Source organism: Aeromonas sp. 95A, assembly GCF_051919235.1.
GTDB classification, from domain to species: Bacteria; Pseudomonadota; Gammaproteobacteria; order Enterobacterales; family Aeromonadaceae; genus Aeromonas; species Aeromonas veronii.
The window spans coordinates 1958760-1984163 of record NZ_JBQBFC010000001.1; the positions used below are offsets into that span (position 1 = coordinate 1958760).

At 59.5% G+C, this 25404-nt stretch carries 29 protein-coding genes; 9 read left to right on the forward strand and 20 right to left on the reverse strand.

Features of this window, described 5'->3' with window-relative positions:
• The first annotated feature begins 81 nt into the window (after positions 1-81).
• Together ACTG2U_RS08635 and ACTG2U_RS08640 are read left to right on the forward strand one after the other, a co-directional pair.
• Positions 82-645 carry a septation protein A gene (locus ACTG2U_RS08635; RefSeq protein ID WP_439974358.1) on the forward strand — a complete coding sequence of 188 codons (564 nt, stop codon included), beginning with the start codon at positions 82-84 and terminating at the stop codon, positions 643-645.
• 24 nt (positions 646-669) lie between these two features.
• Positions 670-966 carry a YciI family protein gene (locus ACTG2U_RS08640; RefSeq protein ID WP_368152575.1) on the forward strand — a complete coding sequence of 99 codons (297 nt, stop codon included), beginning with the start codon at positions 670-672 and terminating at the stop codon, positions 964-966.
• Between the two features lie 80 nt (positions 967-1046).
• Here the strand turns inward: ACTG2U_RS08640 and cysQ are convergent, their stop codons facing one another.
• From cysQ to rpoE, 11 genes are all read right to left on the reverse strand, one after another.
• Entirely contained in the window at positions 1047-1814 is a 768-nt protein-coding gene (cysQ, locus tag ACTG2U_RS08645) for a 3'(2'),5'-bisphosphate nucleotidase CysQ (protein WP_439974359.1), read from the reverse strand.
• A 191-nt stretch (positions 1815-2005) separates the two neighbouring features.
• Positions 2006-2743 carry a pyridoxine 5'-phosphate synthase gene (pdxJ, locus tag ACTG2U_RS08650; protein WP_005335389.1) on the reverse strand — a complete coding sequence of 246 codons (738 nt, stop codon included), beginning with the start codon at positions 2741-2743 and terminating at the stop codon, positions 2006-2008.
• 84 nt (positions 2744-2827) lie between these two features.
• Entirely contained in the window at positions 2828-3538 is a 711-nt protein-coding gene (gene recO / locus ACTG2U_RS08655; protein ID WP_005335391.1) for a DNA repair protein RecO, read from the reverse strand.
• Positions 3539-4438 carry a GTPase Era gene (era, locus tag ACTG2U_RS08660; RefSeq protein ID WP_042053921.1) on the reverse strand — a complete coding sequence of 300 codons (900 nt, stop codon included), beginning with the start codon at positions 4436-4438 and terminating at the stop codon, positions 3539-3541.
• Positions 4435-5106: a ribonuclease III gene (gene rnc, locus ACTG2U_RS08665; RefSeq protein ID WP_005335394.1), complete on the reverse strand. Its 672-nt coding sequence runs from the start codon at positions 5104-5106 to the stop codon at positions 4435-4437. The genes era and rnc overlap by 4 nt, the downstream gene beginning before the upstream one ends.
• Positions 5107-6030 carry a signal peptidase I gene (gene lepB, locus ACTG2U_RS08670; protein ID WP_005335395.1) on the reverse strand — a complete coding sequence of 308 codons (924 nt, stop codon included), beginning with the start codon at positions 6028-6030 and terminating at the stop codon, positions 5107-5109. It abuts the gene before it with no gap.
• A 3-nt stretch (positions 6031-6033) separates the two neighbouring features.
• The gene (gene lepA / locus ACTG2U_RS08675) at positions 6034-7827 is read right to left on the reverse strand and encodes a translation elongation factor 4 (RefSeq protein WP_005335396.1); all 1794 of its coding nucleotides are present in this window, start codon (positions 7825-7827) and stop codon (positions 6034-6036) included.
• A 116-nt stretch (positions 7828-7943) separates the two neighbouring features.
• A complete protein-coding gene (locus ACTG2U_RS08680; protein ID WP_439975116.1) occupies positions 7944-8405 on the reverse strand; it encodes a SoxR reducing system RseC family protein in 462 nt (153 codons plus the stop codon).
• 93 nt (positions 8406-8498) lie between these two features.
• On the reverse strand, positions 8499-9479 hold the full coding sequence (locus ACTG2U_RS08685; protein ID WP_005335407.1) for a MucB/RseB C-terminal domain-containing protein: 981 nt from the start codon (positions 9477-9479) through the stop codon (positions 8499-8501).
• 21 nt (positions 9480-9500) lie between these two features.
• The gene (locus ACTG2U_RS08690; protein ID WP_421271381.1) at positions 9501-10103 is read right to left on the reverse strand and encodes a sigma-E factor negative regulatory protein; all 603 of its coding nucleotides are present in this window, start codon (positions 10101-10103) and stop codon (positions 9501-9503) included.
• 22 nt (positions 10104-10125) lie between these two features.
• Positions 10126-10707 (reverse strand): RNA polymerase sigma factor RpoE, encoded by a 582-nt coding sequence (rpoE, locus tag ACTG2U_RS08695; RefSeq protein WP_439974360.1) that lies wholly within the window; start codon positions 10705-10707, stop codon positions 10126-10128.
• Between the two features lie 182 nt (positions 10708-10889).
• Here rpoE and nadB point away from each other — a divergent pair, with 182 nt between their 5' ends.
• Positions 10890-12497, forward strand: a complete 1608-nt coding sequence (nadB, locus tag ACTG2U_RS08700; protein ID WP_439974361.1) for an L-aspartate oxidase — start codon at positions 10890-10892, stop codon at positions 12495-12497.
• Between the two features lie 164 nt (positions 12498-12661).
• Here the strand turns inward: nadB and ACTG2U_RS08705 are convergent, their stop codons facing one another.
• Complete coding sequence (locus ACTG2U_RS08705; RefSeq protein ID WP_439974362.1) at positions 12662-13054, reverse strand: protein YgfX; 393 nt, start codon at positions 13052-13054, stop codon at positions 12662-12664.
• Positions 13055-13073: 19 nt separating this feature from the next.
• Positions 13074-13343 (reverse strand): FAD assembly factor SdhE, encoded by a 270-nt coding sequence (locus tag ACTG2U_RS08710; RefSeq protein WP_005335417.1) that lies wholly within the window; start codon positions 13341-13343, stop codon positions 13074-13076.
• Positions 13344-13454: 111 nt separating this feature from the next.
• Here ACTG2U_RS08710 and ygfZ point away from each other — a divergent pair, with 111 nt between their 5' ends.
• A complete protein-coding gene (gene ygfZ / locus ACTG2U_RS08715) occupies positions 13455-14363 on the forward strand; it encodes a tRNA-modifying protein YgfZ (RefSeq protein WP_439974363.1) in 909 nt (302 codons plus the stop codon).
• A 6-nt stretch (positions 14364-14369) separates the two neighbouring features.
• On the opposite strand, the gene ACTG2U_RS08720 is transcribed toward ygfZ, so the two are convergent.
• Complete coding sequence (locus ACTG2U_RS08720; RefSeq protein ID WP_139493879.1) at positions 14370-15251, reverse strand: LysR family transcriptional regulator; 882 nt, start codon at positions 15249-15251, stop codon at positions 14370-14372.
• A 125-nt stretch (positions 15252-15376) separates the two neighbouring features.
• Here ACTG2U_RS08720 and ACTG2U_RS08725 point away from each other — a divergent pair, with 125 nt between their 5' ends.
• Entirely contained in the window at positions 15377-15823 is a 447-nt protein-coding gene (locus ACTG2U_RS08725) for a PACE efflux transporter (protein WP_047436069.1), read from the forward strand.
• Between the two features lie 162 nt (positions 15824-15985).
• Here the strand turns inward: ACTG2U_RS08725 and ACTG2U_RS08730 are convergent, their stop codons facing one another.
• The gene (locus ACTG2U_RS08730) at positions 15986-16342 is read right to left on the reverse strand and encodes a hypothetical protein (RefSeq protein WP_005362699.1); all 357 of its coding nucleotides are present in this window, start codon (positions 16340-16342) and stop codon (positions 15986-15988) included.
• Between the two features lie 244 nt (positions 16343-16586).
• Here ACTG2U_RS08730 and cutA point away from each other — a divergent pair, with 244 nt between their 5' ends.
• From cutA to ACTG2U_RS08750, 4 genes are all read left to right on the forward strand, one after another.
• A complete protein-coding gene (gene cutA, locus ACTG2U_RS08735) occupies positions 16587-16904 on the forward strand; it encodes a divalent-cation tolerance protein CutA (protein WP_439974364.1) in 318 nt (105 codons plus the stop codon).
• Complete coding sequence (locus ACTG2U_RS08740) at positions 16901-18700, forward strand: protein-disulfide reductase DsbD (RefSeq protein WP_439974365.1); 1800 nt, start codon at positions 16901-16903, stop codon at positions 18698-18700. Before cutA ends, ACTG2U_RS08740 begins: the two co-directional genes overlap by 4 nt.
• Positions 18690-19181, forward strand: a complete 492-nt coding sequence (locus ACTG2U_RS08745; protein ID WP_201972836.1) for a GNAT family N-acetyltransferase — start codon at positions 18690-18692, stop codon at positions 19179-19181. Before ACTG2U_RS08740 ends, ACTG2U_RS08745 begins: the two co-directional genes overlap by 11 nt.
• A 70-nt stretch (positions 19182-19251) precedes the next feature.
• Positions 19252-19665: a hypothetical protein gene (locus tag ACTG2U_RS08750; RefSeq protein WP_201972835.1), complete on the forward strand. Its 414-nt coding sequence runs from the start codon at positions 19252-19254 to the stop codon at positions 19663-19665.
• A 49-nt stretch (positions 19666-19714) separates the two neighbouring features.
• Here the strand turns inward: ACTG2U_RS08750 and ACTG2U_RS08755 are convergent, their stop codons facing one another.
• The 5 genes from ACTG2U_RS08755 to epd form a co-directional block, all read right to left on the reverse strand.
• Positions 19715-20110 (reverse strand): hypothetical protein, encoded by a 396-nt coding sequence (locus ACTG2U_RS08755; RefSeq protein WP_429013778.1) that lies wholly within the window; start codon positions 20108-20110, stop codon positions 19715-19717.
• A 388-nt stretch (positions 20111-20498) separates the two neighbouring features.
• On the reverse strand, positions 20499-21803 hold the full coding sequence (locus ACTG2U_RS08760) for an NAD(P)/FAD-dependent oxidoreductase (protein WP_252657176.1): 1305 nt from the start codon (positions 21801-21803) through the stop codon (positions 20499-20501).
• Positions 21804-21962: 159 nt separating this feature from the next.
• Complete coding sequence (fbaA, locus tag ACTG2U_RS08765) at positions 21963-23042, reverse strand: class II fructose-bisphosphate aldolase (RefSeq protein WP_005340963.1); 1080 nt, start codon at positions 23040-23042, stop codon at positions 21963-21965.
• A gap of 115 nt (positions 23043-23157) precedes the next feature.
• On the reverse strand, positions 23158-24321 hold the full coding sequence (locus tag ACTG2U_RS08770; protein ID WP_005335436.1) for a phosphoglycerate kinase: 1164 nt from the start codon (positions 24319-24321) through the stop codon (positions 23158-23160).
• A 61-nt stretch (positions 24322-24382) separates the two neighbouring features.
• The gene (gene epd / locus ACTG2U_RS08775; protein WP_005335438.1) at positions 24383-25393 is read right to left on the reverse strand and encodes an erythrose-4-phosphate dehydrogenase; all 1011 of its coding nucleotides are present in this window, start codon (positions 25391-25393) and stop codon (positions 24383-24385) included.
• Between the last annotated feature and the right edge of the window lie 11 nt (positions 25394-25404).

Genomic DNA, 25404 nt, shown 5'->3' on the forward strand with positions numbered 1-25404 from the left:
GTCTTATTCATTTGCCGTTGTCTGCTGTACAGGTAGACTGGGCGAAATTTGCAGGCCATCTTTGAGGACTAGGCGCCAACAATGAAGCAATTTATTGAATTTATTCCACTTGTCGTTTTCTTTGCGGTCTACAAGTTTTACGACATCTACATGGCTACCGGCGCACTGGTGGTGGTCACCGGTCTGCAGCTCGCCTATAGCTGGATCCGCTATCGCAAGGTCGAGAAGATGCAGCTCTTTACCTTCCTGCTGGTCGGCTTCTTCGGCGGCCTCACCGTCTTCTTCCACGATGACACCTTTATCAAGTGGAAAGTGACTGTCATCAACGTGCTGTTCGCACTGGGTCTGCTCATCAGCCGCTACGGCTTTGGCAAGAATCTGATCAAACAGATGCTGGCCAAGGAGCTGCAAGCACCCGATAAGGTCTGGGACACAGTCAATCTCGGCTGGGTCGGCTTCTTTACCGTCTGTGGCCTGCTCAACCTCTATGTGGCGTTCAACCTGCCGCAGGAGATGTGGGTCAACTTCAAGGTGTTCGGCCTACTGGGGATGACGCTGGTCTTTACCCTGCTGAGCGGCGTCTATCTCTACCGCCACATCCCTGCCGAGCAGTTGTCCCAGCAAAAAGACGAACCCAAAAAGTAACCCTCATCAGAAAAGGATTGTCTCATGTGGTATCTCATCTACTCCGAAGATGTCCCCGATAGCCTGCCACTGCGCAAGCAAGTTCGCCCTGCCCATCTGGCTCGGCTGCAAGCCCTGCAGGATGAAGGTCGCCTGCTGACCGCCGGTCCGAATCCTACAATCGATGCAGAGGATCCGGCAGATGCAGGTTTTACCGGCAGCACCGTCATCGCCGAGTTTGCCTCGCAGGCGGACGCCAAAGCCTGGGCCGATGCCGACCCTTATGTGGCCGCCGGTGTCTATGCCAAAGTGACCATCAAGCCGTTCAAAAAGGTCTTCTGACCGCAAAGCGCATAGCGAAATAAAAAAGGCCGGACTGGAAGTTCATTCCAGTCCGGCCTTTTTGCATCCCGATATCTCGTTTATGCCTTGGCGACAAACCAGGGATTGAGGATATCGGGCTTGTTGTAAGCAAGGGATGAGCCATCGAGTTGGGTGACGCTGCCACCCGCCCCCTCCAGCACCGCCTGTGCAGCGCCGGTATCCCACTCGCAGGTAGGAGCAAGGCGCGGATAGAGCTCGGCGCCCCCCTCGGCGATGATACAGAACTTGAGGGAGCTTCCCATCGAAACCAGCTCGATCTCGCCAAAAGGTGCCAAGAAATCGAAGGTCTCCTGCGACAGGTGGTTGCGACTGCCCACCACTCGCCACGCCTCGCCTTCACGATGAGGCGAGGTCTGGATAGGCTCGCGCTTGCCATCGGCGATGCGCCAGGCACCGAGCCCCTTTCCGCCATACCAGAGCTTGTCCAGCACAGGGGCATAGACCAGCCCCCAGCGCGGCGCCCCCTCTTCAATCAACGCAATATTGACGGTGAACTCGCCGTTGCGGGAGACAAACTCCTTGGTGCCATCGAGGGGATCCACCAGCCAGTAGCGGGACCAGCCGTGGCGCGCCGCCATCACCTCGAACCCAGACTCCTCCGACAATACGGGAATATCCGGAGTCAGCCGTGCCAACCCCTGAACGATCACATCATGAGCCCCCTTGTCGGCCGCGGTAAGCGGGCTCTCGTCGCTCTTGTACTCCACCGCGAAGAGCTGGCTGTAGATGGCCATGATGGCCGCTCCCGCCGCACGGGCGACAGGTTCAAGTTCGGTGATATCGGGGTGGTACAAGGGATGATCCATAACAATCTCGTCCAACTGACAGGGTCAACCAGTGTAACCCTTTTGACATCAACTGCTTATAGCCGATTGTGCTGGGTTATTACTGCGCGGGTGCCGCCCTCGCTTGAACAGGGCCAGAAATAATAAAGGACGCCGTGGCGTCCTTTGTTATTTCTGGCGACCAGTCTCAGGCCGCGGGCCTATTTTGCAACTCAGATCCCCTGACGAGCTTCCTGCATCAGCAGGCGCATATCGCTCACGGCTTTAGCCAGACCATCAAAGGCAGCACGACCGATGATGGCGTGGCCGATGTTGAGCTCATAGAGCTCGGGGATAGCGGCGATGGCCTTGACGTTGTGGTAGTGCAGACCATGGCCGGCATTGACCTTGAGCCCCTTGCCAGCAGCATAGGAGGCGCCGGCGGCGATACGCTTGAACTCGGCGTTGCGCTCGGCATCTGTGGTGGCATCGGCGTAACGGCCGGTATGGATCTCGATAAAGGGGGCGCCACTCTCGGCAGCCGCATCGATCTGGATGGGATCGGCGTCGATAAAGAGGGATACCTGGGCACCCACAGCAGAGAGGCGGGCAACGGCGTCAGTCACCTTGTCCAGCTGACCGGCCACGTCCAGACCGCCCTCGGTGGTCACTTCGGTGCGCTTCTCCGGCACCAGACAGACGAAGTGGGGCTTGATGCGGCAGGCGATGCCGATCATCTCTTCGGTCACCGCCATCTCCAGGTTCATTCTGGTCTGGATAGTCTGGCGCAGGATCTCCACATCGCGGTCGGTGATGTGGCGGCGATCTTCACGCAGATGCACGGTAATGCCATCGGCCCCGGCCTGCTCGGCCACGAAGGCGGCCTGTACCGGATCAGGATACTGGGTGCCACGGGCGTTGCGCAGGGTGGCGATATGGTCGATGTTCACACCCAGATAGATTTCACTCATTGAGAACTCCTTGAAAGGCTTCATCTGTTGACTGCGCGGTCAGCGAATCACACCGCGCCAATATCCGTATGTCTGTAATCTGTGTCAGCCTTGCATACTGGCTTTGCGTTTTAAAAACAGCTCCCGGCTCTTTAGCTGACGCTTGCCCAGATAGGGTTGCAGCGCCAGTCGGCTGAAACGTTTGGCCGCCTGCAGCAAGGGAGGGGTATCGAAACGTCCCTCGGCAAAGGCGAGCAGGTGGGCACCGAGAAACAGGGTACGGGGATCCGGCGCCCGCTCGCAAGCAACAAAGCCCAATTCACGCTCGAAGCCATAGAGCAGGGTCGGCTCGATGGGCGACTCGTCGTCCGCCGTGTATTCGAAATCCACCGCATAACCGAGCGCCTGCAACAGCAGGAACTCGAAGCGACGCAGCGGCAGCTCCGGCGTCTCGCCATCGGCCAGCGCCATGATGGCACGGGCATAGGCATCGAATACTTCTGGGAACGGGGTGTGCGCTTCCAGCAGGTAGTAAACAAGCTCGTTGAGATAGAGGCCGTAGAAGAGACGATCGCCGCCGAGACGCAGGGAGTGATCCGGGCATTCGACCTGGGTGAGGTTCTTGAGATCCCCCTTGCCGCGCCAGGCGATGGTGAGCAGGGTAAAGGGTTGCAGCAGCCCCTTGAGAGGGGAGCGTGGCCCGCGAGAACCGCGAGCCACCAGAGTAAATCGGCCACTATCCTGGGTGAAGACCTCGACCAGCTGGCTGGTCTCCCGATAGGGCCGACTGTGGATGACGAAAGCCGGGGTCAGCAATCAGTCGTCGCCATACCCGAGGCTGCGCAGGGCGCGCTCATCGTCAGCCCAACCGGATTTGACCTTGACCCACAGCTCGAGGTGCACCTTGTTCTGGAACAGACGTTCCATATCGAGGCGCGCTTCGGTGCCGATGGTCTTGATCTTCTCGCCCTTGTTGCCGATGACCATCTTCTTCTGGCCATCGCGCTCGACCAGGATCAGGCCGTGGATGTGGTAGAGGCCGTTCTCTTCCACCTTGAAGCGCTCGATCTCCACCGTCACCGAGTAGGGCAGCTCCTCACCGGTGAAGCGCATCAGCTTCTCGCGGATGATTTCGGAGGCCATAAAGCGGGAGGAGCGGTCAGTCACGTAATCTTCCGGGAAGAAGTGGACGTTTTCCGGCAGCAGATCCTTGGCCCACTCGCGGATCTTCTCCACATTGGTGCCCTTTTCGGCACTGATGGGCAGAATATGGGCGAAGTTCATCTGTTGGCCCAGCCACTCGAGGTGGGGCAGCAGATCTTCTTTCTCTTTGACGTTGTCGATCTTGTTGACCGCCAGCACCACAGGGCACTTGAGATTGCGCAGCTTGCCCAGCACCATCTCGTCGTCTTTGGTCCAGTGGGTACCGTCGACCATGAACACCACCATGGCCACATCACCCAGCGAACTGGTGGCGGCACGGTTCATCAGGCGGTTGATGGCCCGTTTCTCTTCAATGTGCAGACCCGGGGTATCCACATAGATGGTCTGGTAGTTCTCCTCGGTATCGATCCCCAAAATCCGGTGACGGGTGGTCTGGGGCTTCTTCGAGGTGATGCTGACCTTCTGGCCAAGCAGCTTGTTGAGCAGGGTGGACTTGCCCACGTTCGGGCGGCCCACGATGGCGACAAAGCCGCAATAGGTAGTATCTGTCATGACAGTTTTTCCAATGCTTGCTGCGCCGCGGCCTGTTCGGCCTTGCGACGGCTGGTGCCGACCCCGACGAGGGGACCATCCAGACCTTCCACGTCACACTGGACGGTGAACTCCTGGTTGTGTGCCTCGCCCTTGACGTTGGTCACGGTGTAGGTCGGCAGGGATTTGCGGCTTCCCTGCAAAATTTCTTGCAGACGGGTCTTGGGATCCTTCTGCTCGATGCCCGGCTTGATCTCTTCCAGGCGGCTGGCATACCAGCTCAGCAGCAGTGTCCGCACCGTCTCAAGATTGGTATCCAGATAGACGGCACCGATCACCGCCTCGACCGTGTCAGCCAGGATAGATTCACGGCGAAAACCGCCGCTCTTGAGTTCGCCGGGGCCCAGGATCAGGTGATCACCAAGGTCAAACTCCCGGCCCAGTTCGGCCAGGGTCTTCTCGCGCACCAGGGTGGCGCGCATCCGGCTGAGATCCCCTTCCGCCGCTTGCGGGAAACGGTGGAAGAGATCGTCGGCAATCACCAGACTCAAAATCGAGTCACCCAGAAATTCCAGTCGTTCATTGTGACGGGAGCCGGCGCTGCGGTGAGTCAGCGCCCGGGTCAGTAGTTCCAGATCCGCAAAGACATGCCCGAGACGGGACTGCAGTCTGTTCATCTTGATATTCATTTACTTGATTCCGCCAATGCGGTTGAAGCGCACACCTGTCGGTACCCAACTTGGCAGCAGGGAGCCTTCTTCGCGCTCGAATTCAAAACTTATCCAGATAGCGACCGCCTTGCCGACCAGATTCTGCTCGGGCACAAAGCCCCAGAAGCGGCTATCGGTGCTGTTGTCGCGGTTGTCGCCCATCACGAAATACTGGCCTTCCGGTACCACCCACTCGTCGGGGTAGGTGCCGGGCTGGCGATAGTAACGGCCAACCATGTCGGGCATCAGCGGATTGCGCAGGGTCTCGTGGGAGACATCACCCAACTGCTCGGTATAGCGGTCAAGGGGGATCCCCATCTGGGTAAATTCGCCTCTTTGTTCAAACTTGACGTCGAGCTTCTTGAAGCCCGGGCACGTTTTCCCTTCCTGCTCTTCGCACTTGGGCCGGATCATCAGCTCCTTGTTGCGATAGATGACCCGATCACCCGGCATGCCGACCACCCGCTTGATGTAGTCAACGCGCGGTTCAAGGGGATACTTGAACACCACCACGTCGCCACGCTTGGGTTCGCCAGTCTCGAGGAACTTGGTGTTGGTCACCGGGTCCCGCAGACCATAGGCAAATTTTTCCACCAGGATGAAATCGCCCACCAGCAGGGTGGGCATCATGGAACCTGACGGGATCTGGAACGGTTCAAAAATGAACGAACGCAGGATCAGCACAAAGGTGATGACCGGGAAGACCCCGGCGGTCTGCTCAATCCAGACCGGCACGGGGGCGACCTTGGCCAGGGTCTTCTCATCCAGGTGGGCACCGCCATGGGCACGAGCCACGGCAATCTTGGCGGCGCGCTGCTTGGACCAAATCATCTTGTCCAGACACCAGATAACACCGGTGATCGCGCAGACCACCACCAGGATCAGGGAAAACGTGCTTGCCATCTATTAATCCTTTCCGACGTGGAGAATCGCGAGGAAGGCTTCCTGCGGCACGTCGACACGGCCGAGGGACTTCATCCGCTTCTTACCTTCTTTCTGCTTGTTCAGCAGTTTCTTCTTACGACTCACGTCACCACCGTAGCACTTGGCGGTTACGTCTTTACGCAGAGCCTTGACTGTGCTGCGAGCGATGATCTGGTTGCCGATGGCCGCCTGAATGGCGATATCGAACATCTGGCGCGGGATCAGCTCGCGCATCTTCTCCACCACCTGACGACCGCGATACTGGGCGTTGTCCTTGTGGGTGATGATGGCCAGGGCATCGACGCGCTCACCGTTGATCATGATGTCCAGACGGACCATGTCGGAGGTTTCGAAACGCTTGAAGCCGTAGTCCAGCGAGGCGTAACCGCGACTGGTGGACTTCAGACGGTCGAAGAAGTCGAGCACCACTTCCGCCATCGGGATTTCATAGGTCAGTGCCACCTGCTTGCCGTGATAGACCATGTTGGTCTGCACGCCACGCTTCTCGATACAGAGGGTGATGACGTTGCCCATGTACTCCTGCGGCAGCAAGATATGACACTCGGCGATCGGCTCGCGCATCTCCTTGATGCTGGTGATGGCGGGCATCTGGGCCGGGCTGTCGATGTGGATGGTGGAACCGTCGGTCAGCTCGATCTCGTACACTACGGTCGGCGCCGTGGTGATCAGATCCAGATCGTATTCACGCTCCAGACGCTCCTGAATGATCTCCATGTGCAGCATGCCGAGGAAGCCGCAACGGAAGCCGAAGCCCAGCGCAGTGGAGCTCTCCGGTTCGAAGAACAGGGAGGCATCGTTCAGGGAGAGCTTGTCGAGGGCGTCACGGAACGACTCGTAGTCATCGCTGGAGATAGGGAACAGACCCGCATAAACCTGCGGCTTCACCTTCTTGAAGCCAGCCAGCGCCTTGTCGGCACCGTTCTTGGCCTGAGTCAGGGTATCGCCCACCGGCGCGCCGTGGATGTCCTTGATGCCGCAGACAACCCAACCTACCTCGCCGCAACCCAGACCCTGGGTATCCACCTGCTTGGGCGTGAAGATACCGATACGATCGACACCCCACACCTGACCGGTGCTCATCACCTTGATCTTGTCGTTCTTCTTCAGGGAACCGTTCTTGATCCGCACCAAAGAGACAACGCCCAGATAGGAGTCGAACCAGGAGTCGATGATCAGCGCCTGCAGCGGGGCATCCGGGTCACCTTCCGGCGCCGGGATCTTGGCAACGATCTCTTCCAGCACCAGATCAACACCCAGACCGGTCTTGGCGGAGCAGCGCACCGCATCGACCGCGTCGATACCGACGATGTCTTCGATCTCCTCGGCAACCCGCTCGGGTTCTGCGGCCGGCAGGTCAATCTTGTTCAGCACCGGCACCACTTCCAGATCCATTTCCATGGCGGTATAGCAGTTGGCCAGAGTCTGTGCCTCAACCCCCTGGCCGGCATCCACCACCAGCAGCGCCCCTTCACAGGCCGCCAAAGAGCGGGAGACCTCGTAGGAGAAATCCACGTGGCCCGGGGTGTCGATAAAGTTCAGCTGGTAGGTGTTACCGTCTTGTGCCTGGTAGTTCAGGGTCACACTCTGTGCTTTGATGGTAATGCCGCGCTCGCGCTCCAGATCCATGGAGTCAAGCACCTGAGCCTGCATCTCGCGGTCGGACAAGCCACCGCAAGTCTGGATCAGACGGTCCGACAGGGTCGATTTACCGTGGTCGATGTGCGCAATAATCGAAAAGTTACGAATGTGTTTCATCGAGCAAGAGTCACTCAAAATTAGTTAAGGTCAGTTATGGAGGCGCGATTTTACTGGATAACCCGGCTGACGGCCATTCTTTAGTCGCCAGCGCCAGTGAAATAGCGCCTGTTCGGTCAGGGGAGGATGCGGACAGGGACCACGACGCCGAGCATCTGCGGGCCGTAGCGCCCCTGATCCAGGCGGTTGGAAAAGTAACGAACCAGTAAAAAGCCCAGCACGCCCCCCAGCAGGCAGCAGAGAATGGTAATCCCCTCCCCGCCCGAGAGCAGCGGCGCCAGCCAGAGCTGCCCCAGCAAGGCGCCGGCCAACAGACAGAAAAGCGGCAACACATAGACCAGCGCAGCCCCGCTCAGCAGACTCTCTTGCGGGATACCGAGCCTCACTTGCTGGCCAACCCGCACCTCGGCGGTCAGCCTGACTCGCAAGCGGGGAGCTTTCAGGGGAAATGCCTTGGCCACGGTGCCGGTACCGCAGTTGGATTGCTGCTGACAACCACTGCAGGCGGAGCGACGCTCGCACTCCACCCAGGCATGGTCACCCTCAATGGCCACCACGGTCGCCAGCTCTTCACTCATCTCATTCACGGCAACACCTCGGGTTCACACAATCAGGGGATCTGACCACGACTCGCCACGCTCGGCAAGCGGGGAAGAACCCCGCAGCCCCCGTTACTGCACCGCTTCGTTGCGGGCCAGCGGCTGGACCGACTCGGCGATGCGCTTGGCGGTTTCGGCAGGCACCTCGCCGACCACGGTGATCTCGACCCCCACCTCGTTGACATAGCTCACCAGCGAGGTCGCCCCCTGGCGGATCAGCTGCTGGCGCACCGCCTGCTTGGGATCCACCCGGGAGACATAGACTGAGAGATCCACCAGCCCGTCGGAGAGCATCATGTAATCCACCGGCATACTGGTGGTCACCAGCTGGTGCCGGTCTTGCGACAGCACCTTGAAGCCATCGGGCAACCAGGTGATCTGCCAGTTCAACTGCTGTTGTGGCGCCGGATAGGCATCCTCCAGCGCCAGCGCCGGAGGCTGCTTGCTGTTGGCCAGCTTCACCAGCCAGGGGGCCGGTTTGCTCTGCAGATCCAGTTCGACACCAAGTACCTGCTCCACCAGATTGCCTTCCCGCTCAACCATGTCGATCCGCAGCAGCAAGTGGCTCTGCTCGTCAATCCAGAGCACGAAACCATATTTGTCGGCCTCTTTAGGCACCAGCCTCACCACCTGCGCCACCACACCGGCAACCCGGCTGCGACCGGCCAGCACAGGATCATAGCTCTCCAGCACCTGTGCCAACGGCATCTTCACCAGGGTCGACCAGATGCCGGGGAAGCGGGCATCCTTCAGGGTATAGGGGTCGTGGCTGTTTTCAAAGAAGGTGTATTCGTTCTGGCGCTGGAGATACTCGATCGCCTTGCCGTCAAGGTAACTGAGGTGGGCCACTTCCTTGCCGTTGATGACGGCATGGCTGATCCGGATCGGTTCAAGACGCCCCTGGCGGGCCTTGACCATGGACAACTCGAAATTCTGTTGCTGCACGGCACTCTGCATCTGCTGCAACAAGGCCTCGGCCGACTTATCGTCGGCCGAGGCCTTGGCACTAATCAGCAGGAGAGAGGCCAGCAAAATACGGCTGGACTGGCGCACGTTTGTATCCCTGACAATTCGTTATTGTTGGATCTGTCTGTCTTGCAACAGGCGCTGCTGCAACTGGTGGTCACGCAGGAAGGCGTTGATCCGCTCCCGCTGCTCCTGCATCTGCTGTTCGGTCAGCCCCTGCTGACGGGCACGGGCACCATCCTGTTGCGGATAGTGAACACTCACAGGCGCCGCACTGCCACCGATTGGAATGGTATTGAGCACCGGATTGGCCGGAACGCCATCCTGCCCCTGATACTGCTGCACCCCGAAGATAACGGCAGCGGCCACGGATGCCGCAATGGCATATTGACCCAGCTGCTGACCGACACGGCGGAACAACGGAACCACATTAGAATCTGTCTTGACCGGTGCAACGGCAGGTTGCAGCACGGGAGCCGTCTCGACCGGCTTGGGTGCCAGTATGGTGGGCTCATCCTCCAGCGCAGCCATGATGCTGTCACTGAGATCCAGTTGCAGATTGACCGGCAGGTCACCCCGCATGGCATCGCCGATCAGGTGGTAACGACCCCAGGTATCTTGCAAGTCAGAGTCCATCTCCAGCTCGTTCAGTACCTCTGCGTCACTCAGCTCACCATCCATCAGGGCAGAGATTTGCTCTTTATTTGCCATAAGTTAACCCGTCTTTCCCCAGTTAATTCTCGATCAGAGGTTGCAGCTTTTTATCGATTGCGTCCCTCGCCCGGAAGATACGGGATCTGACCGTACCCACAGGGCAATCCATGATTTCGGCAATCTCTTCGTAGCTCAGCCCTTCCAGTTCGCGAAGGGTGATCGCTGTCCTCAGGTCTTCCGGCAATGCCTCTATGGCGGAAAACACGGTGCGTTTGATCTCGTCAGTCAGCGCCAGGTTTTCCGGGGTTGAAACCTCTTGCAAGGCTTCACTACCACCATAAGACTCCGCTTCGTCAGCCTCCACATCACTGCTGGGCGGCCTGCGCCCCTGGGAGGTGAGATAATTCTTCGCCGTGTTCACGGCAATTCGGTACAACCAGGTGTAAAAAGCACTTTCGCCACGGAATGTCGGCAATGCACGGTAGGCTTTTATAAAGGCCTCTTGCGCCACATCGGGCACATCACCGGGATTGTTGACATACCTGGCAACCAGGTTGACCACCTTATGCTGGTATTTTTTTACCAACAGGTTGAAAGCTGCTTTATCGCCGCGCTGGACCCGTTCAACCAGCTGTTCGTCCAGTAGATTCTGGTCGCTCATCAGAGCCGTAAAACCCCCATCAGGTTATCGTTTTTCTTTTCCGGCCCTTCCTAAGCGCACAAGTTCAGACAGGGAGAATCAGAGAAAGTTCGCTTCAATTGAAAAAAATGTGATGCAGGCTGCATCCTCGCCCTCGCTTGGGCTACCATGGTGCCAGTTCTTAATCCAGGCCAATGATACTTATGAAAGCAAGTGTTGAATACCTTTGCGATGTACTGATCATTGGCAGCGGTGCCGCTGGTTTGTCCCTCGCGTTGCGATTGGCAGACCACGCCAAAGTCCTGGTTCTGAGCAAGGGGCCCATCAGTGAAGGGGCCACTTTCTATGCGCAAGGAGGCATCGCTGCCGTTTTCGACGAAACCGATAGCATCGAATCCCACGTGAGCGACACGCTCAACGCGGGCGCCGGGTTGTGTGACCCGGCCGTTGTGGAGTTCACCGCCCGCCACGCCCGCGAGTCCATCCAGTGGCTCATTCAGCAAGGGGTCCCCTTCGATCAGGAGGAGAACGCCGACGGCGAATCCCAGTACCACCTCACCCGGGAAGGGGGCCACAGCCATCGCCGCATCTTCCACGCGGCCGACGCCACCGGCAAGGCGGTGCAGCTCACCCTGATCGATCAGGTCCGTGCCCACCCCAATATCCAGCTGATGGAGCGCTTCAACGCGGTCGACCTCATCACCACCCGCAAGCTCAATCTGCCGGGCAACAAGGTGCTGGGAGCCTACGTCTGGAACCGCAACGCCGAGCAGGTCGAGGTGATCCGCGCCCGTTTCGTGGCACTGGCCACCGGTGGCGCTTCCAAGGTCTACCAGTACACCTCCAACCCGGATGTGAGCTCTGGCGATGGTATCGCCATGGCATGGCGGGCCGGTTGCCGGGTGGCGAATCTGGAGTTCAACCAGTTCCACCCCACCAGCCTGTTCCACCCGGATGATCCCAACTTCCTGCTGACCGAAGCGCTGCGTGGCGAGGGAGCCTATCTGCGCCGCCCGGACGGCAGCCGCTTTATGCCGGAATTTGACGAGCGGGCCGAGCTGGCACCGCGCGATATCGTCGCCCGCGCCATCGACCACGAGATGAAGCGGCTCGGGGCGGATTGCATGTATCTGGACATCAGCCACAAACCGGCCGATTTCATCATCAAGCACTTCCCGACCATCTACGAGCGTTGCCTCGCGGTCGGCATCGATATCACCAAGGAGCCGATGCCCATCGTGCCGGCCGCACACTACACCTGTGGCGGCGTGATGATCGACAACAACGGCCAGACCGATATCCCCGGCCTCTACGCCATCGGCGAAGTAACCTACACCGGGCTACACGGCGCCAACCGCATGGCCTCCAACTCCCTGCTGGAATGCGTGGTCTATGCCCATCAGGCGGGGGCCGACATTCTGGCCAAGCTACCGATGAGCGTGGAGCCGCCGCACCTGCCAGTGTGGGACGAGAGCAAGGTGGAAGATTCCGACGAACTGGTGGTGCTCCAGCACAACTGGCACGAACTGCGGCTGATGATGTGGGACTATGTGGGCATCGTGCGTACCAACAAACGCCTGGCACGCGCCAAGCGCCGCATCGACCTGCTCAAGCAGGAGGTACAGGAGTACTACGCCAACTTCCGCGTATCCAACAACCTGCTGGAACTGCGCAACCTGCTGCAGGTGGCCGAGCTTATCGTCAACTGCGCCCTGCAGCGCAAGGAGTCTCGCGGCTTGCACTACAACCTGGATCATCCGGATATGCTGCCGGACTCCAAACCGACCGTGCTGACCCCGGAGCGGGATTAATCCCCCTTCCCGCAAAGCGTTGCAACAATCAGTGATCCCGCCCTAGCGGGATCACTTTTTTCAGCGGTTTTTTACAGCAACTTTTTTTCAGCAAATTGTGCCGCCAGCCACATGGCAGCCGCTTATCGCGATAAATCAGCGCCTAGTCATCACGGGAACAGGTGTCAGCGCCGGGACGGCAGAAAGTGGATGGCTCGCGCCAGCAGGCGGTAGTGTTCGGGGGGAAGGGCGTCGGAGAAGAGCCACAGTTGCCGTGGCGACACAGCCCCACTCTCTTGCGGATCAGGACAAAGCGCCAGCCTGAGCACACCGGGCAGAATGCGGCTCTTGTTACCGAGCTGATAGCGGCGACCTTGCCACTGCAGCCACTGGCCATCCCAGACAAACTCGAACGGGGGCTCGGCGAGGAAGCGCCAGCTCAGCCAGAGCGCCACCAGCCAGACGGGCAACAACAGCGCCCACTGCCAACCGGCAATCAGGCCAGCCATCGGCCAGAGCAGCAACAGAAAGAGGGCCACCAGCAAACATTGCTGATGGCGGGAGGAGTAAACCGTCATGATCACCCGCTCCACGGTATTACCCCTGGCGGTCGTGGCGCGCCTGATTGCGCTCCAGGATCATCGGGATCATGGCGGCAAATGCGGGATCGGCAGGGACACCATGACCCATGCACCATTTGAACAGATCAGGATCGTCGCTCGCCAGCAGGCGGATAAAGGTCTGCTGATCGGCTTCGCTCAGGGAGTCGAACTCGTGTTCGAAAAAGGGCATAAAGATCACATCCAGCTCGAGCATACCGCGACGGCAGGCCCACTTCAGGCGGGATTTTTCAACTGGGCTCAACATGGCACTCTCCTTACAAAGACCGGGGGATGGTACCAGCTGGATTTTCCGGCTGACAAACATTAGTTACGTCTTTACCATGCAGCTCACATACTTTCTCTCTGGAATACCATCGTGAGCCTGCAACCACCTGTTTTTCCTGCCGAGCCGACCCGCTTCTCCCTGACCAAGCTGGCCATCACCCGTATCAGCGGCCAGGATCGCGCCAAATATCTGCAAGGTCAGGTCACCTGTGATGTCAACGCCCTGCAACCAGGCCAAAGCACCTTGGGTGGTCACTGTGATCCCAAGGGCAAGCTGTGGAGCAATTTCCGCCTGCTCTGCCTCGACGACAGCCTGCTGCTGCTGACCAGCCCTTCGGTGCTGGAGCGCCAACTGCCGGAGCTGAAGAAATTTGCCGTCTTCTCCAAGGTCGAAATCGCTGCCGACGAACGCCACGCCACCGGGATCGCCGGTACGGGCAGCGATGGATGGATCGCCACCCAGTTTGGCCTTCTGCAGAGCGGTCTTATCGACGGCGGCATGGCGGTGAAGATTGAACAGGATCGCTGGCTACTGGTCAGCACTCAGCAAGCCGACGCCCTTCCGCAAGGTGACGAGTCACTCTGGTGGGGGCTCGAGATCAAGGCGGGCCTGCCACATATGGAAGCGGTGCATCAGGGGGAGTTCATCCCGCAGATGCTCAACCTGCAGGCACTGGACGGCATCAGCTTCAACAAGGGCTGCTACATGGGGCAAGAGACGGTGGCCCGCGCCAAGTATCGCGGCGCCAACAACCGCGCCCTGTTCCTGCTGGCTGGCACTGCCGGCGAGCCGGTCGCCAGCGGCGATACCCTGGAGCTGCAACTGGGTGACAACTGGCGCCGCAGCGGCATGGTGCTCAACGCCTGGCAACAGGCCGGGCAGGTGTGGCTCACCGCCGTACTGCCGAAAGATACCGAGGCTGACGCCCAATTCCGCCTCAAGCAGGACGAAGGCTCCCGCCTCACCCTGCAACCCCTGCCTTACGCCCTGACCGAGTAAGGTCGGCTAGCGAGGCACCCGCGCCAGCAGGGCCTCCTTCAGCCAGCGCCCCGCCTGCCCCAGCGGGCGGGCGCGATGCCACTGCAGCTCCAGCGCCAACGCATGGCTGGCGATAAAGTCCGGCTCCAGCACCACGACTTCGCCCCGCTTCAGCGGCTGATGCAGCAGAAATTCCGGGATAGCGGACCAGCCAAGGCCCCGCTTGACCAGCTCCAGCACCCCGAGATCCCCCTCGACCCACCACACCTGAGCCGAGATGCGAAAACGCTGACGCTCGCTCCCTTCCCGTCGGCCGGTCACCATCAGCTGACGTGCCCCCTGCAGATCGACCTCCCGCAGCGGCTGCTTGCGGGCCAGCGGATGATCCGGCGACACCACCAGCGGCATGGTCACCTCCCCCAGCGAACGGGCGACAATCTCCCGCTGGGGATGCACCTTCTGATAGCTGATGCCGAGCTGGGCCCGGCCGGTCACCAGCATCTCGGTCACATCCTCCATCAGCGGGAAGAGCAGCTCCAGCTCCACTGTCGGGTAACGAGTGGCGAACGCCTCCAGCAGGGTGCCGAGCCAGGGGAGGTGGGAGTCATCATCGATGGCCAGGGTGAGGCGCGTCTCCACCCCGGCCGCCAGCTCCCCGGCAATGGATTGCAACCGTTCACTCTGCGCCAGCAGGATCCCCGCCTCCTGTACCATGCGGGCCCCCGCCTCCGTCAGCTGCGGATAGCGGCCGCTGCGATCAAACAGGGTGAGCGCCAGATCGATCTCCAGATTGGCGATGGCGCTGCTCACCACCGACTGCGCCTTGCCCAGCTTGCGGGCGGCAGCGGAAAACGAGCCGGTTTCGGCGGCCGCCAGCAAGATCCTCAGTTGTTCCAGTGATGGCGTCATCTTGTGGCCCTCCGGCAAGCCCTCTCATCCATCTATTTTAGCGATGGATACCAACATGAATCTATCGCTAAAGTTCTATAGATTAACCTGCAATTCGTGAATGAACCTGATTGAGAGAGTGACTTATGCGTACCCGTAACGATCGCCTGCGCCATGCCATTGGCTTTGAATTTATTGGCCTGCTGATTGCCGCCCCGCTGGCCAGCTGGGTTACCGGGGTAGGGCTCAACCATATGGGCCCGCTGGCACTGTTCTTCTCGGTGCTGGCCACCGTCTGGAACTACATCTACAACATCGGGGTCGACAAGCTGCTGCTCAAATATCAGGGCCATACCCACAAAACCCTGTGGCAACGTGTGCTGCATACCTTCGGCTTTGAGGGCGGTCTGCTGATCGTCGCGCTGCCGGTCATGTCCTGGTGGCTGAGCGTCAGCCTGCTGGAGGCGCTGGTGCTGGATCTGGGCTTCGTCGTCTTCTATCTGATCTATGCCTTCGTCTACAACTGGGGCTATGACAAGGTGTTCCCCATACCCCGCGAAGTGCCGCACGGCATGCCCCAAGAGGCGCGCTAAGGCACGAATCAGTTGGATTGAAACCGAGAAGTGAAGGTCAACAAGGAAAGACTACAGAAGAAACGACACGGCCCCATCATGGCAGACATGATGGGGCCGAAAGAGGGATCAGCGCTGGCAGGCCGGCTGATTCAGAGGTAAGGATTCAGGCCTGCCCGTCGCTCAAGCCTGGGCCTTGAGCTCTTCGCCGCTCTCGTCGGCCGCAGCAGCCTCTTCAGGCTGGGCCTGGGCGGCCTGCAGCGCTTCCAGCTCGCTCTGATAATCACTCAGGATCTGCTGGGCAACCGCCATATCTCCCTTGTGTTTGCGCTCGAACAGATGGTGCTGCACCACGCCGTTGAGATACTCCACCGTGATGGGCTGCTCCAGGGTGGCCATCAGCTCCTCTTTCTCCAGCTCGGCATTGATTTCATCGGCGGTCGTGCGCAGCAGCCCGGCCAATTGAACCAACATGCGGCGCTCACCTTCGCGCAGCAGGCTCAACATGCGGTTTCTCTGCTGCTCATTCTGTTGGGTCATACATTTCCTTACGTCAATTGGGAACAAGCCCGCTCATTCTGCCCTGTCCCCATGACAGCGTCTATCTCATGCCCCCCACAAATTTTTGGCGCTGGCTCACAAATGGCTACAGATGCTATTTGAAGCGCCTCTGGGGTATAGTAGCCGCTGATTTTCGGGCGCTTTTTTCACCTTCATCCGCAGACAGGGATGAGACGGCAAGGGCGCCTGCCCGGTTTACCCCAACGAGGTGAAGATCCGCTTTATGACCGACGCCATTGTGGTGCTCTGCACCTGCCCAGATCAAACCAGTGCCGACCTTCTCTGCGAACAGCTGCTGAACCAGCGGCTGGCCGCCTGCATCAATCAACTGCCGGGCATTACCTCCGTCTATCGTTGGCAAGGCAAGGTAGAGCGCGCCACCGAGATCCAGCTCATCATCAAATCCCGCCAGCCACTCTTTGCCAAGCTGCAGGCATGCATTCAGGCCCATCACCCCTATGAAGTGCCCGAGCTGCTGGCCCTGCCGGTAAGTGCCGGACTACCCGCCTATCTCGACTGGCTCAATGGGGAGACCTCATGACATTCACCCGCTTGCTCTCTCCCCTGTTGCTGCTCTGTGCCCTGTTGATGACAGCGGTGGGCAGCGCCCCAGCCCACGCCAGCGGCGCCGACCTGCTCAGCTCGCTGGGTATTGAGGCCAACGCCAAGCCCAAATTTTTGCAGGTCGATGAGGCCTTTCAGATCGAGAGCGAACAGCGTGGCGATCAGCTGCTGCTGACCCTCCACATCGCCGACGACTACTACCTCTATCGCCACAGCCTGCGCTTCAAGGGGAACAACCTCACCTTCAGCGAGCCGACCCTACCGGAAGGCACCGAGCACGAGGATGACTTCTTCGGCAAGACCCGGGTCTACTATCAGCAGGTGAGCATCGCGGTGCCGCTAAAGGAGGTGGGGGAAAATGCCACCCTGCGGGTGCGCTATCAGGGCTGTACCGACGGCCTCTGCTACCCGCCGACAGACAAGCTGATCGATGTGGCCCCGCTGGTCACGGCAACCACAGCGTCCACTGCTGATACGGCACAAAGCATCGCACCGGTTAGCCAGCAAGATCAGCTGGCCGCAGCCCTCGGCAATCAGGGGTTCTGGCTCAGCATCGTCGCCTTCTTCGCACTGGGGCTGGGGCTCGCCTTCACCCCCTGCGTCTTCCCCATGTACCCAATCCTGACCGGCATCATCGCCGGTGCCGGCCATCGCCTCTCCACCGGTCGCGCCTTCCTGCTCTCCTTTGTCTATGTGCAGGGGATGGCTGTCACCTACACCCTGCTCGGACTGGTAGTGGCCTCGGCGGGTCTGAAATTCCAGGCGGCGCTGCAACACCCCTATGTGCTGATCGCCCTCTCGGTGATGTTCGTGCTACTGGCCCTCTCCATGTTCGGACTCTATACCCTGCAACTGCCGAGCAGTTTGCAAACCCGTCTCTCCGGCCTATCCAACCGCCAGCAGGGGGGCTCGGTAGTCGGGGTTGCCATCATGGGGATGATCTCTGGGCTGGTCTGCTCCCCCTGCACCACGGCGCCGCTCTCGGGGGCGCTGATCTACGTGGCTCAGAGCGGCGATCTCTGGCTCGGCGGGGCGGCGCTCTATGCGCTGTCACTGGGGATGGGGCTACCGCTGCTGCTGCTCGGCACCTCGGGTGGCAAGCTACTGCCCAAAGCAGGCGCCTGGATGGATGTGATCAAGCAGCTGTTTGGTTTTGCCCTGCTGGCAGTGCCGATCCTGCTGCTGTCACGGCTCTGGAGCGATCAGATTGCTACTCTCGCCTGGCTCGGCTGGGGGCTGCTGCTGTGCGGCTATCTCTATCACCACAACCAGCACCAGCCCCACTCGGTGGCCAAAAGCGTGCGGGGCTTCGTGCTGTTGCTGGCGATGATCAGCGCCGTGGTAGTGGGCAAGGATCTGCTGCAACCAGCCACCCCTGCTGCCGTCACGGCGGATGCCAGTCAAACGGCGCCGCGGTTTATCCGCATCAAGACGCTGGATGATCTCAAGGTGCAGCTGGCCGCCGCTCGCGGCAAGCCAGTGCTGCTTGACCTCTACGCCGACTGGTGCGTCGCCTGCAAGGAGTTCGAACACAAGACCTTCAGCGACCCGGCTGTGCGCGAGCGTTTCGGCCAGATGGTGCTGCTGCAGGCGGATGTCACCGCCAACGACGATGCCGATGTCGAGCTGCTCAACACCCTCAATGTGCTGGGGCTGCCGACCCTCATCTTCTTCGACCATGAGGGCAAGGAGCTGACAGGCCAGCGGGTCACCGGCTTTATGGGACCGGCGGAGTTCCTCGCTCACCTCGACAGGGTCAGCCATGCCAAGTGAGCTGCGCCGATTGCAGCCAAGCGATGCGCCGGCCTTGCAGCGGCTGCTGGAACTGGCCCCAGCCTATCAGGCGGCGGTGAGCAATGACCCTCTCTCTGCACAGGCAGGAGAAGAGGAACTTGTCGCCTGCCCATCCGGCCTGCCTCTCTCCGACAAACATCTCATCGGCCGCTGGGAGCAGGGAGAACTCACCGCTGTCATTGATCTGCTGCGCGGCTACCCCAATCCAGACACCGCCTATCTGGGTCTGTTACTGGTGGGGGAACCCTGGCAAGGGAGTGGCCGTGGTCAGTCGCTCTATCTTCACGCCTGTACGCTGGCAAGCTCATGGGGGGCTACCCGGCTTCGCCTGTCAGTGATTGCCAGCAATGAGAGAGCTCTATCCTTCTGGCTGCGCAGAGGCTTCACCGAGTGCTATCGCCGCGAGCTAGCTGGTTATCGGGCAGAGACCATCGTACTGGAGCGTTCACTGGAACCGTGAGCCGAGGTTTGCCGCCGCGCATTCGCGTGGCACAATCGCCCCTCTCGTTTTGCACTTGTCCGGAGTTTTGATGAAAAAGTGGTTCATCCCCCTGCTAGCCCTCTGGCTTTATGGCTGCAGTGCAGGGCCCGGTGAAGAGGATATCCGGAGCCAAGTTACCGCTAGGTTGCTGGCCGAGACAGACGCCAACCTGTTCGAAATCAGCGACTTCACCATCCTCGGCAAGGAGGAGCGGATGGAGGGGGTCTATCTGGTCAAGGTGAGTTACCAGCTCCACTTCAAGCAGGGACTGGATCAGCTGCAGGTGCTGCACGACGAAGATCTGATTTATGACCGTGTCGGCCCCTTCCAGCAGGAGATGGGACTGATGGAGCTCGAGCGCAAATATGGCGAGTTCGAAGCGGGTCAGGTACTGCCGCAAGAGGCGGAGGTGTGGATGATGAAGGGCGAACAGGGGTGGCGACTGGCTGAACCGGCGCAATAAAGGGCTCCCCGCCCCTTACTCTCTGCAAGCTCTGCCGTGATTGACCAGCTCAGACCTGGGTATCGACCCGATACCCTTTTCGCTCTGCGGGTTCACCCGGCAGCTTGCTGGCCAACCCCGACAACACATCCTTGAGGGTGATCCCGCTATCTGCCGCACCACTGCTCTCCAGCAGCTTGGTCAGCTGGCTCTGCAAGGGGTCAATCGCGTCGTTCTGCCCCCCTTGGCTGCTCTCTTTTCCCTGCCCGCCCGGTTGATCCAGCGTCCCCAGCAGACGCGCCAGATCGCGTTTCAGCGGGCTCTCGCTGTTGTCGGCGAGCGCAATCTTTCGTTGTTCCTGTTCTTGCCGCTGTTGTTGCTGCAACGCCAGCTGTTGCTCCTGCTGCTGTTGCAGGGCTCCCATCATGGTATTGATGAACGCCTCCAGCGAGTCCTTGATTGACATATGGCTGCCGCCACCACCTTCTCCTTTCGACGACAGCCCTAGATTATCCAGCACAGAGCCAAGGTCGCGCACCATCCGGCTGTCACTGCCAGTTGATGACGACAGCGTCGTCCTTGCCAATGGCTGCGGGATAGAGATCCCTGCCGTTGCACCAGCGGGGTGGGCCCGCCTGGCGCGACCACATTCATCTCCATCTCGGCCCTCCTACACATCTTTTTCGGCCAGCTAACCCGCTCTTGTTCACCTGACCCGGCATCACTCTCACACCTAAAAGATAGCGCCAACCGGAAGGGATTGGCGCTAACGCATTTTTTGGTCTATCAGGCTGTGCGCTAGTGCAGTGCCGCTATAAACAAGGGCTGGCGGGGTACAGTGCCCCGCCAGTGACTCAGAAGATATCCTTGAAACGGTGCCACAGCATTCCCAGTGCCAACAGCGGGGAGCGCAACGCCGGGCCGCCGGGGAAGGTGATATGGGGCACGCTGGCAAAGAGATCGAAACCCCGGCTTTCGCCGCGGATCGCCTCGGCCACCAGCTTGCCCGCCATATGGGTAGCGTTGAGGCCGTGACCCGAGTAGGCCTGGGCGTAGAACACGTTGGGGTGTTCCTTGAGACGGCCAATCTGCGGCAGCCGGTTGGCGCCAATCCCGATCATGCCGCCCCACTGAAACTCGATGGCAGTGCCAGCCAGCTCGGGGAATACCCGCAACAACTTGGGTAGCATGAAGGCCTTGATATCGCGTGGATCCCGGCCGGAGTAGTTGCAAGCGCCGCCAAACAGCAGGCGGCCATCGGCAGAGAGGCGGTAGTAGTCGAGGGCCACGTTCTGATCGCACACCGCCATGTTTTGCGGTAGCAAGCGCAGGCGCAAGCGGCGATCCAGCACCTCGGTGGCGAGGATGTAGGAACCGGCCGGCAGCACCCGCCCTCCCAGCTCTGGATTGAGGTCGTTGAGATAGGCGTTGCAGCCGATCACCAGATAATCGGCGGTGACCCGGCCATGAGCCGTGGTCACCTCCACCTGCTTGCCGTAATCGATATGGGTCACTCTGGAGTGTTCAAATAGGGAGACCCCGAGGCTGGCGGCGGCGCGCGCCTCGCCGAGCGCAAGATTGAGAGGATGCAGGTGGCCGGAGCCCATGTCGATAAGGCCGCCGATATAGCGATCAGACCCCACCACGCTATGGATATCTTCCCGCGGTACCAGCTTGAGTTCGTGCTCATAGCCGAGGCTCGCCAGATGGTCGAGATCCTCCTCGAAGCCAGCCAGATGACGCTGACGGGTGGCGAGGTCGCAGTAGCCCCAGGTGAGATCGCACTCGATGTTGAAGCGTTCAACCCGCTCGCGCACCAACTGCACCGCCTCCAGCCCCATCAGGTCGAGCTCGCGAACCCCCTCCTCACCAATCCAGCGGACAAACTGACTGGTATCGTGGCCGATACCGCGAATAAGCTGACCGCCGTTGCGCCCGGAGGCACCCCAGCCGATGCGGTTGGCCTCCAGCAAGGCGACCTTGTAACCGGCATCAGCCAGATTGATGGCGGTATTCAGACCGGTAAAACCGCCGCCGATGATGCAGACGTCAGCCTTGTGCTCCCCCTCCAGCTCGGGCCACTGTTGCGAGTCGTTGCGGGTGGCCGCGTAGTAGGAGGCGACGTGCTCCTGATATCCGTTGTGCTTTCCTGCCTGCATACTCAGCATCCTGCCTTGGTTGCAAATTGTTTAATAAAATAAGCAAAGTTGTTTCGATAATACCCAGTTCCTCCTCCACTCACCAACCGGTGCGGATCACAGAAATGCAAAAGGCGCCCCGAAGGGCGCCTTTTCATGCAATCAAGGTGCTGTAACGAATTACAGTACGTCGATGGCGTTCAGGTCGGAGAATGCTTTCTCCAGACGAGCGATCATGGAAGTCTGACCTTCACGCAGCCATACGCGCGGATCGTAGTACTTCTTGTTCGGCTTGTCGGCGCCTTCCGGGTTGCCCAGCTGACCTTGCAGGTAAGCTTCGTTCTTCTTGTAGAAGTTCAGCAGGCCTTCCCAGGTTGCCCACTGGGTGTCGGTGTCGATGTTCATCTTCACTACGCCGTAGGAGATGGACTCGCGGATCTCTTCCAGAGTGGAACCTGAACCACCGTGGAATACGAAGTCCAGAGACTTGGCTGGAACGCCAAACTTCTCGGAAACGTACTTCTGGGAAGCGTCCAGGATGGACGGGGTCAGCTTGACGTTACCCGGCTTGTATACACCGTGTACGTTACCGAAGGAGGCAGCGATGGTGAAACGCGGGCTGATCTTGGACAGACGCTCGTAAGCGTAAGCAACATCTTCCGGCTGGGTGTACAGAGCGGACTGATCCATGTGGCTGTTGTCGACGCCGTCTTCTTCGCCACCGGTGCAACCCAGTTCCAGCTCCAGAGTCATGTTCATCTTGGCCATGCGGGTCAGGTACTCGCAGCAGATGTCGATGTTCTCTTCCAGAGACTCTTCGGACAGATCCAGCATGTGGGAGGAGAACAGCGGCTTGCCGGTTTCAGCAAAGTGCTTCTCGCCCGCTTCCAGCAGACCGTCGATCCACGGCAGCAGCTTCTTGGCAGCGTGGTCGGTGTGCAGGATTACCGGCACGCCGTAAGCTTCGGCAACAGCGTGAACGTGCTTGGCACCAGAGATGGCACCCAGGATGGCAGCTTTCTGACCTTCCAGCTTCAGACCCTTACCGGCGGTGAACACGGCACCACCGTTGGAGAACTGAACGATAACCGGCGCTTTAACCTTGGCGGCAGCTTCCAGTACGGCGTTAACGGAGTCGGTACCAACGCAGTTTACGGCCGGCAGAGCAAAGCCGTTCTCTTTAGCGATGGCGAACACTTTCTGAACGTCATCACCAGTGATCACGCCGGGTTTTACGAAGTCGAAAATTTTCTTAGACATGTTTAATCGTCCTGTCTCGTATGCCGTTAATAAAAAATGGGGGGTTCATCATGAACCGGCACAGCGGGCACATGATAAACGAAACGGGAGGCTTTTGCCCCCCGTTCCGGGTCAATTAGGCTTTGGCGCGCTGTTCCAGAATCGCAACAGCCGGCAGTACCTTGCCTTCTACGAACTCCAGGAAGGCGCCGCCGCCAGTGGAGATGTAGGAGACTTTGTCAGCGATGCCGAACTTGTCGATGGCAGCCAGGGTGTCGCCACCGCCAGCGATGGAGAAGGCCGGAGAAGCAGCGATGGCTTCAGCGATAACCTTGGTGCCTTCAGCGAACTGGTCGAACTCGAATACACCAACCGGACCGTTCCACAGGATGGTCTTGGCGTTCATGATGATGTCAGCCAGGGCCTTGGCAGAATCCGGGCCGATGTCGAAGATCATGTCGCCGTCGGTCACGTCAGAGACGGACTTGATGGTCGCCGGAGTGGACTCAGAGAACTCGGCACCTACAACCACGTCGGTGGTCACAGGAATGTTGGTCTCGGCAGCCAGTTTCTTGGCGGTGTCGATCAGGTCGTGCTCGCACAGGGACTTGCCGACGTTGTGACCGGCAGCAGCGATGAAGGTGTTGGCGATGCCACCACCGACAACCAGCTGGTCAGCGATCTTGGAGAGGGATTCCAGAACGGTCAGCTTGGTGGAGACCTTGGAGCCGCCAACGATGGCAACCATCGGGCGCTCGGGCTTCAGCATGGCTTTGCCCAGGGCTTCCAGTTCACCCGCCAGCAGCGGACCAGCACAGGCGACCGGAGCGAACTGAGCCACACCGTAGGTGGAACCTTCGGCGCGGTGAGCAGTACCGAACGCATCCATTACAAAGACGTCACACAGGGCGGCGTATTTTTTGGCCAGCTCTTCGGTGTTCTTCTTCTCGCCTTTGTTGAAGCGGCAGTTTTCCAGCACAACCAGCTCACCGGCAGCGACTTCTACGCCATCCAAGTAATCCTTGGCCAGGCGAACCGGGCAGGACAGAGCGTCTTTCAGATAGTTGACAACCGGAGCCAGGGAGAATTCTTCGTTGTATTCACCCTCGGTCGGACGACCCAGGTGGGAGGTGATCATCAGCTTGGCGCCCTTTTCCAGAGCCAGCTTGATGGTCGGCAGAGTCGCAACGATACGTGCATCGGAGGTGACCTTGCCGTCTTTTACCGGTACGTTCAGGTCAGCACGGATCAGAACGCGTTTACCCGCCAGATCCAGGTCAGTCATCTTGATAACAGACATATTCAGTCCTCTATATTTTCCAGGTAATGTTAAAAACAGTAACCTTTCGCCCGGGGCAGGCTCAGCCTGCGGCCATCATGGCCCGGGTGGTATCCAGCATCCGGTTTGCGAAGCCCCATTCGTTATCGCACCACATCAACATCTTGACGAGGTTGGCATCGCTCACCCGGGTCTGGGTACCATCAATGATGCAGGAGTGTGCATCATGATTGAAGTCTACGGAGACCAGAGGTTCTTCCGTGTAATCCAGAATACCGTGTAATGTACCTCTGGATGCCCGTTGCAGGGCTTGATTTACGTCAGTAACTGTCACTTTTTTACGAACAGTAATACTGAGATCCATCGCTGTTACATTGATGGTCGGCACCCGCACCGCGATCGCCTCAAACTTGCCGGCGAAGTGGGGCAGGATACGCTCCAGCCCCTTTGCCAGCTTGGTGTCCACCGGAATGATGGACTGACTGGCAGCGCGGGTTCGGCGCAAGTCACTGTGGTAGGCATCGATGACTTGCTGATCATGCATGGCCGAATGAATTGTCGTAATAGTACCACAATTTATCTCGAATTCTCGATGCAATGTTTCAATCACCGGCACCACGCAGTTGGTGGTACAGGAGGCGTTGGAGACAATCCGCTCCGCTCCGGTGAGGGTATGATGGTTGACCCCGTAGACCACGGTGGCATCCACATCCGCATCCGCCGGGTGGGAGAAGAGCACCTTGCCCGCCCCCGCCGCCAGATGCAGCTCGGCATCGGCCCGCGAGCCGAATACCCCGGTGCAATCGAGCACCACATCGACCCCCAGCGCCCGCCACGGCAGCTTTGACGGATCCCGCTCGGCAAACAGGGAGATGAGATCCTCCCCCACCAGCATGCTGTTGCCCGCCAGTTGCACCGGATGGTGGAAGCGACCGTGACTGGTATCGTAACGGGTCAGGTGCACCATGGCCTCGGGGGCCGCCAGCTCGTTGATGGCGACGATCTTGATGGTCTTGTCGCGCCCGCTTTCATAGAGGGCTCGCAACACGTTGCGACCGATCCGCCCGTAACCATTGATGGCAATCTTGATCATCGAGAATCCGT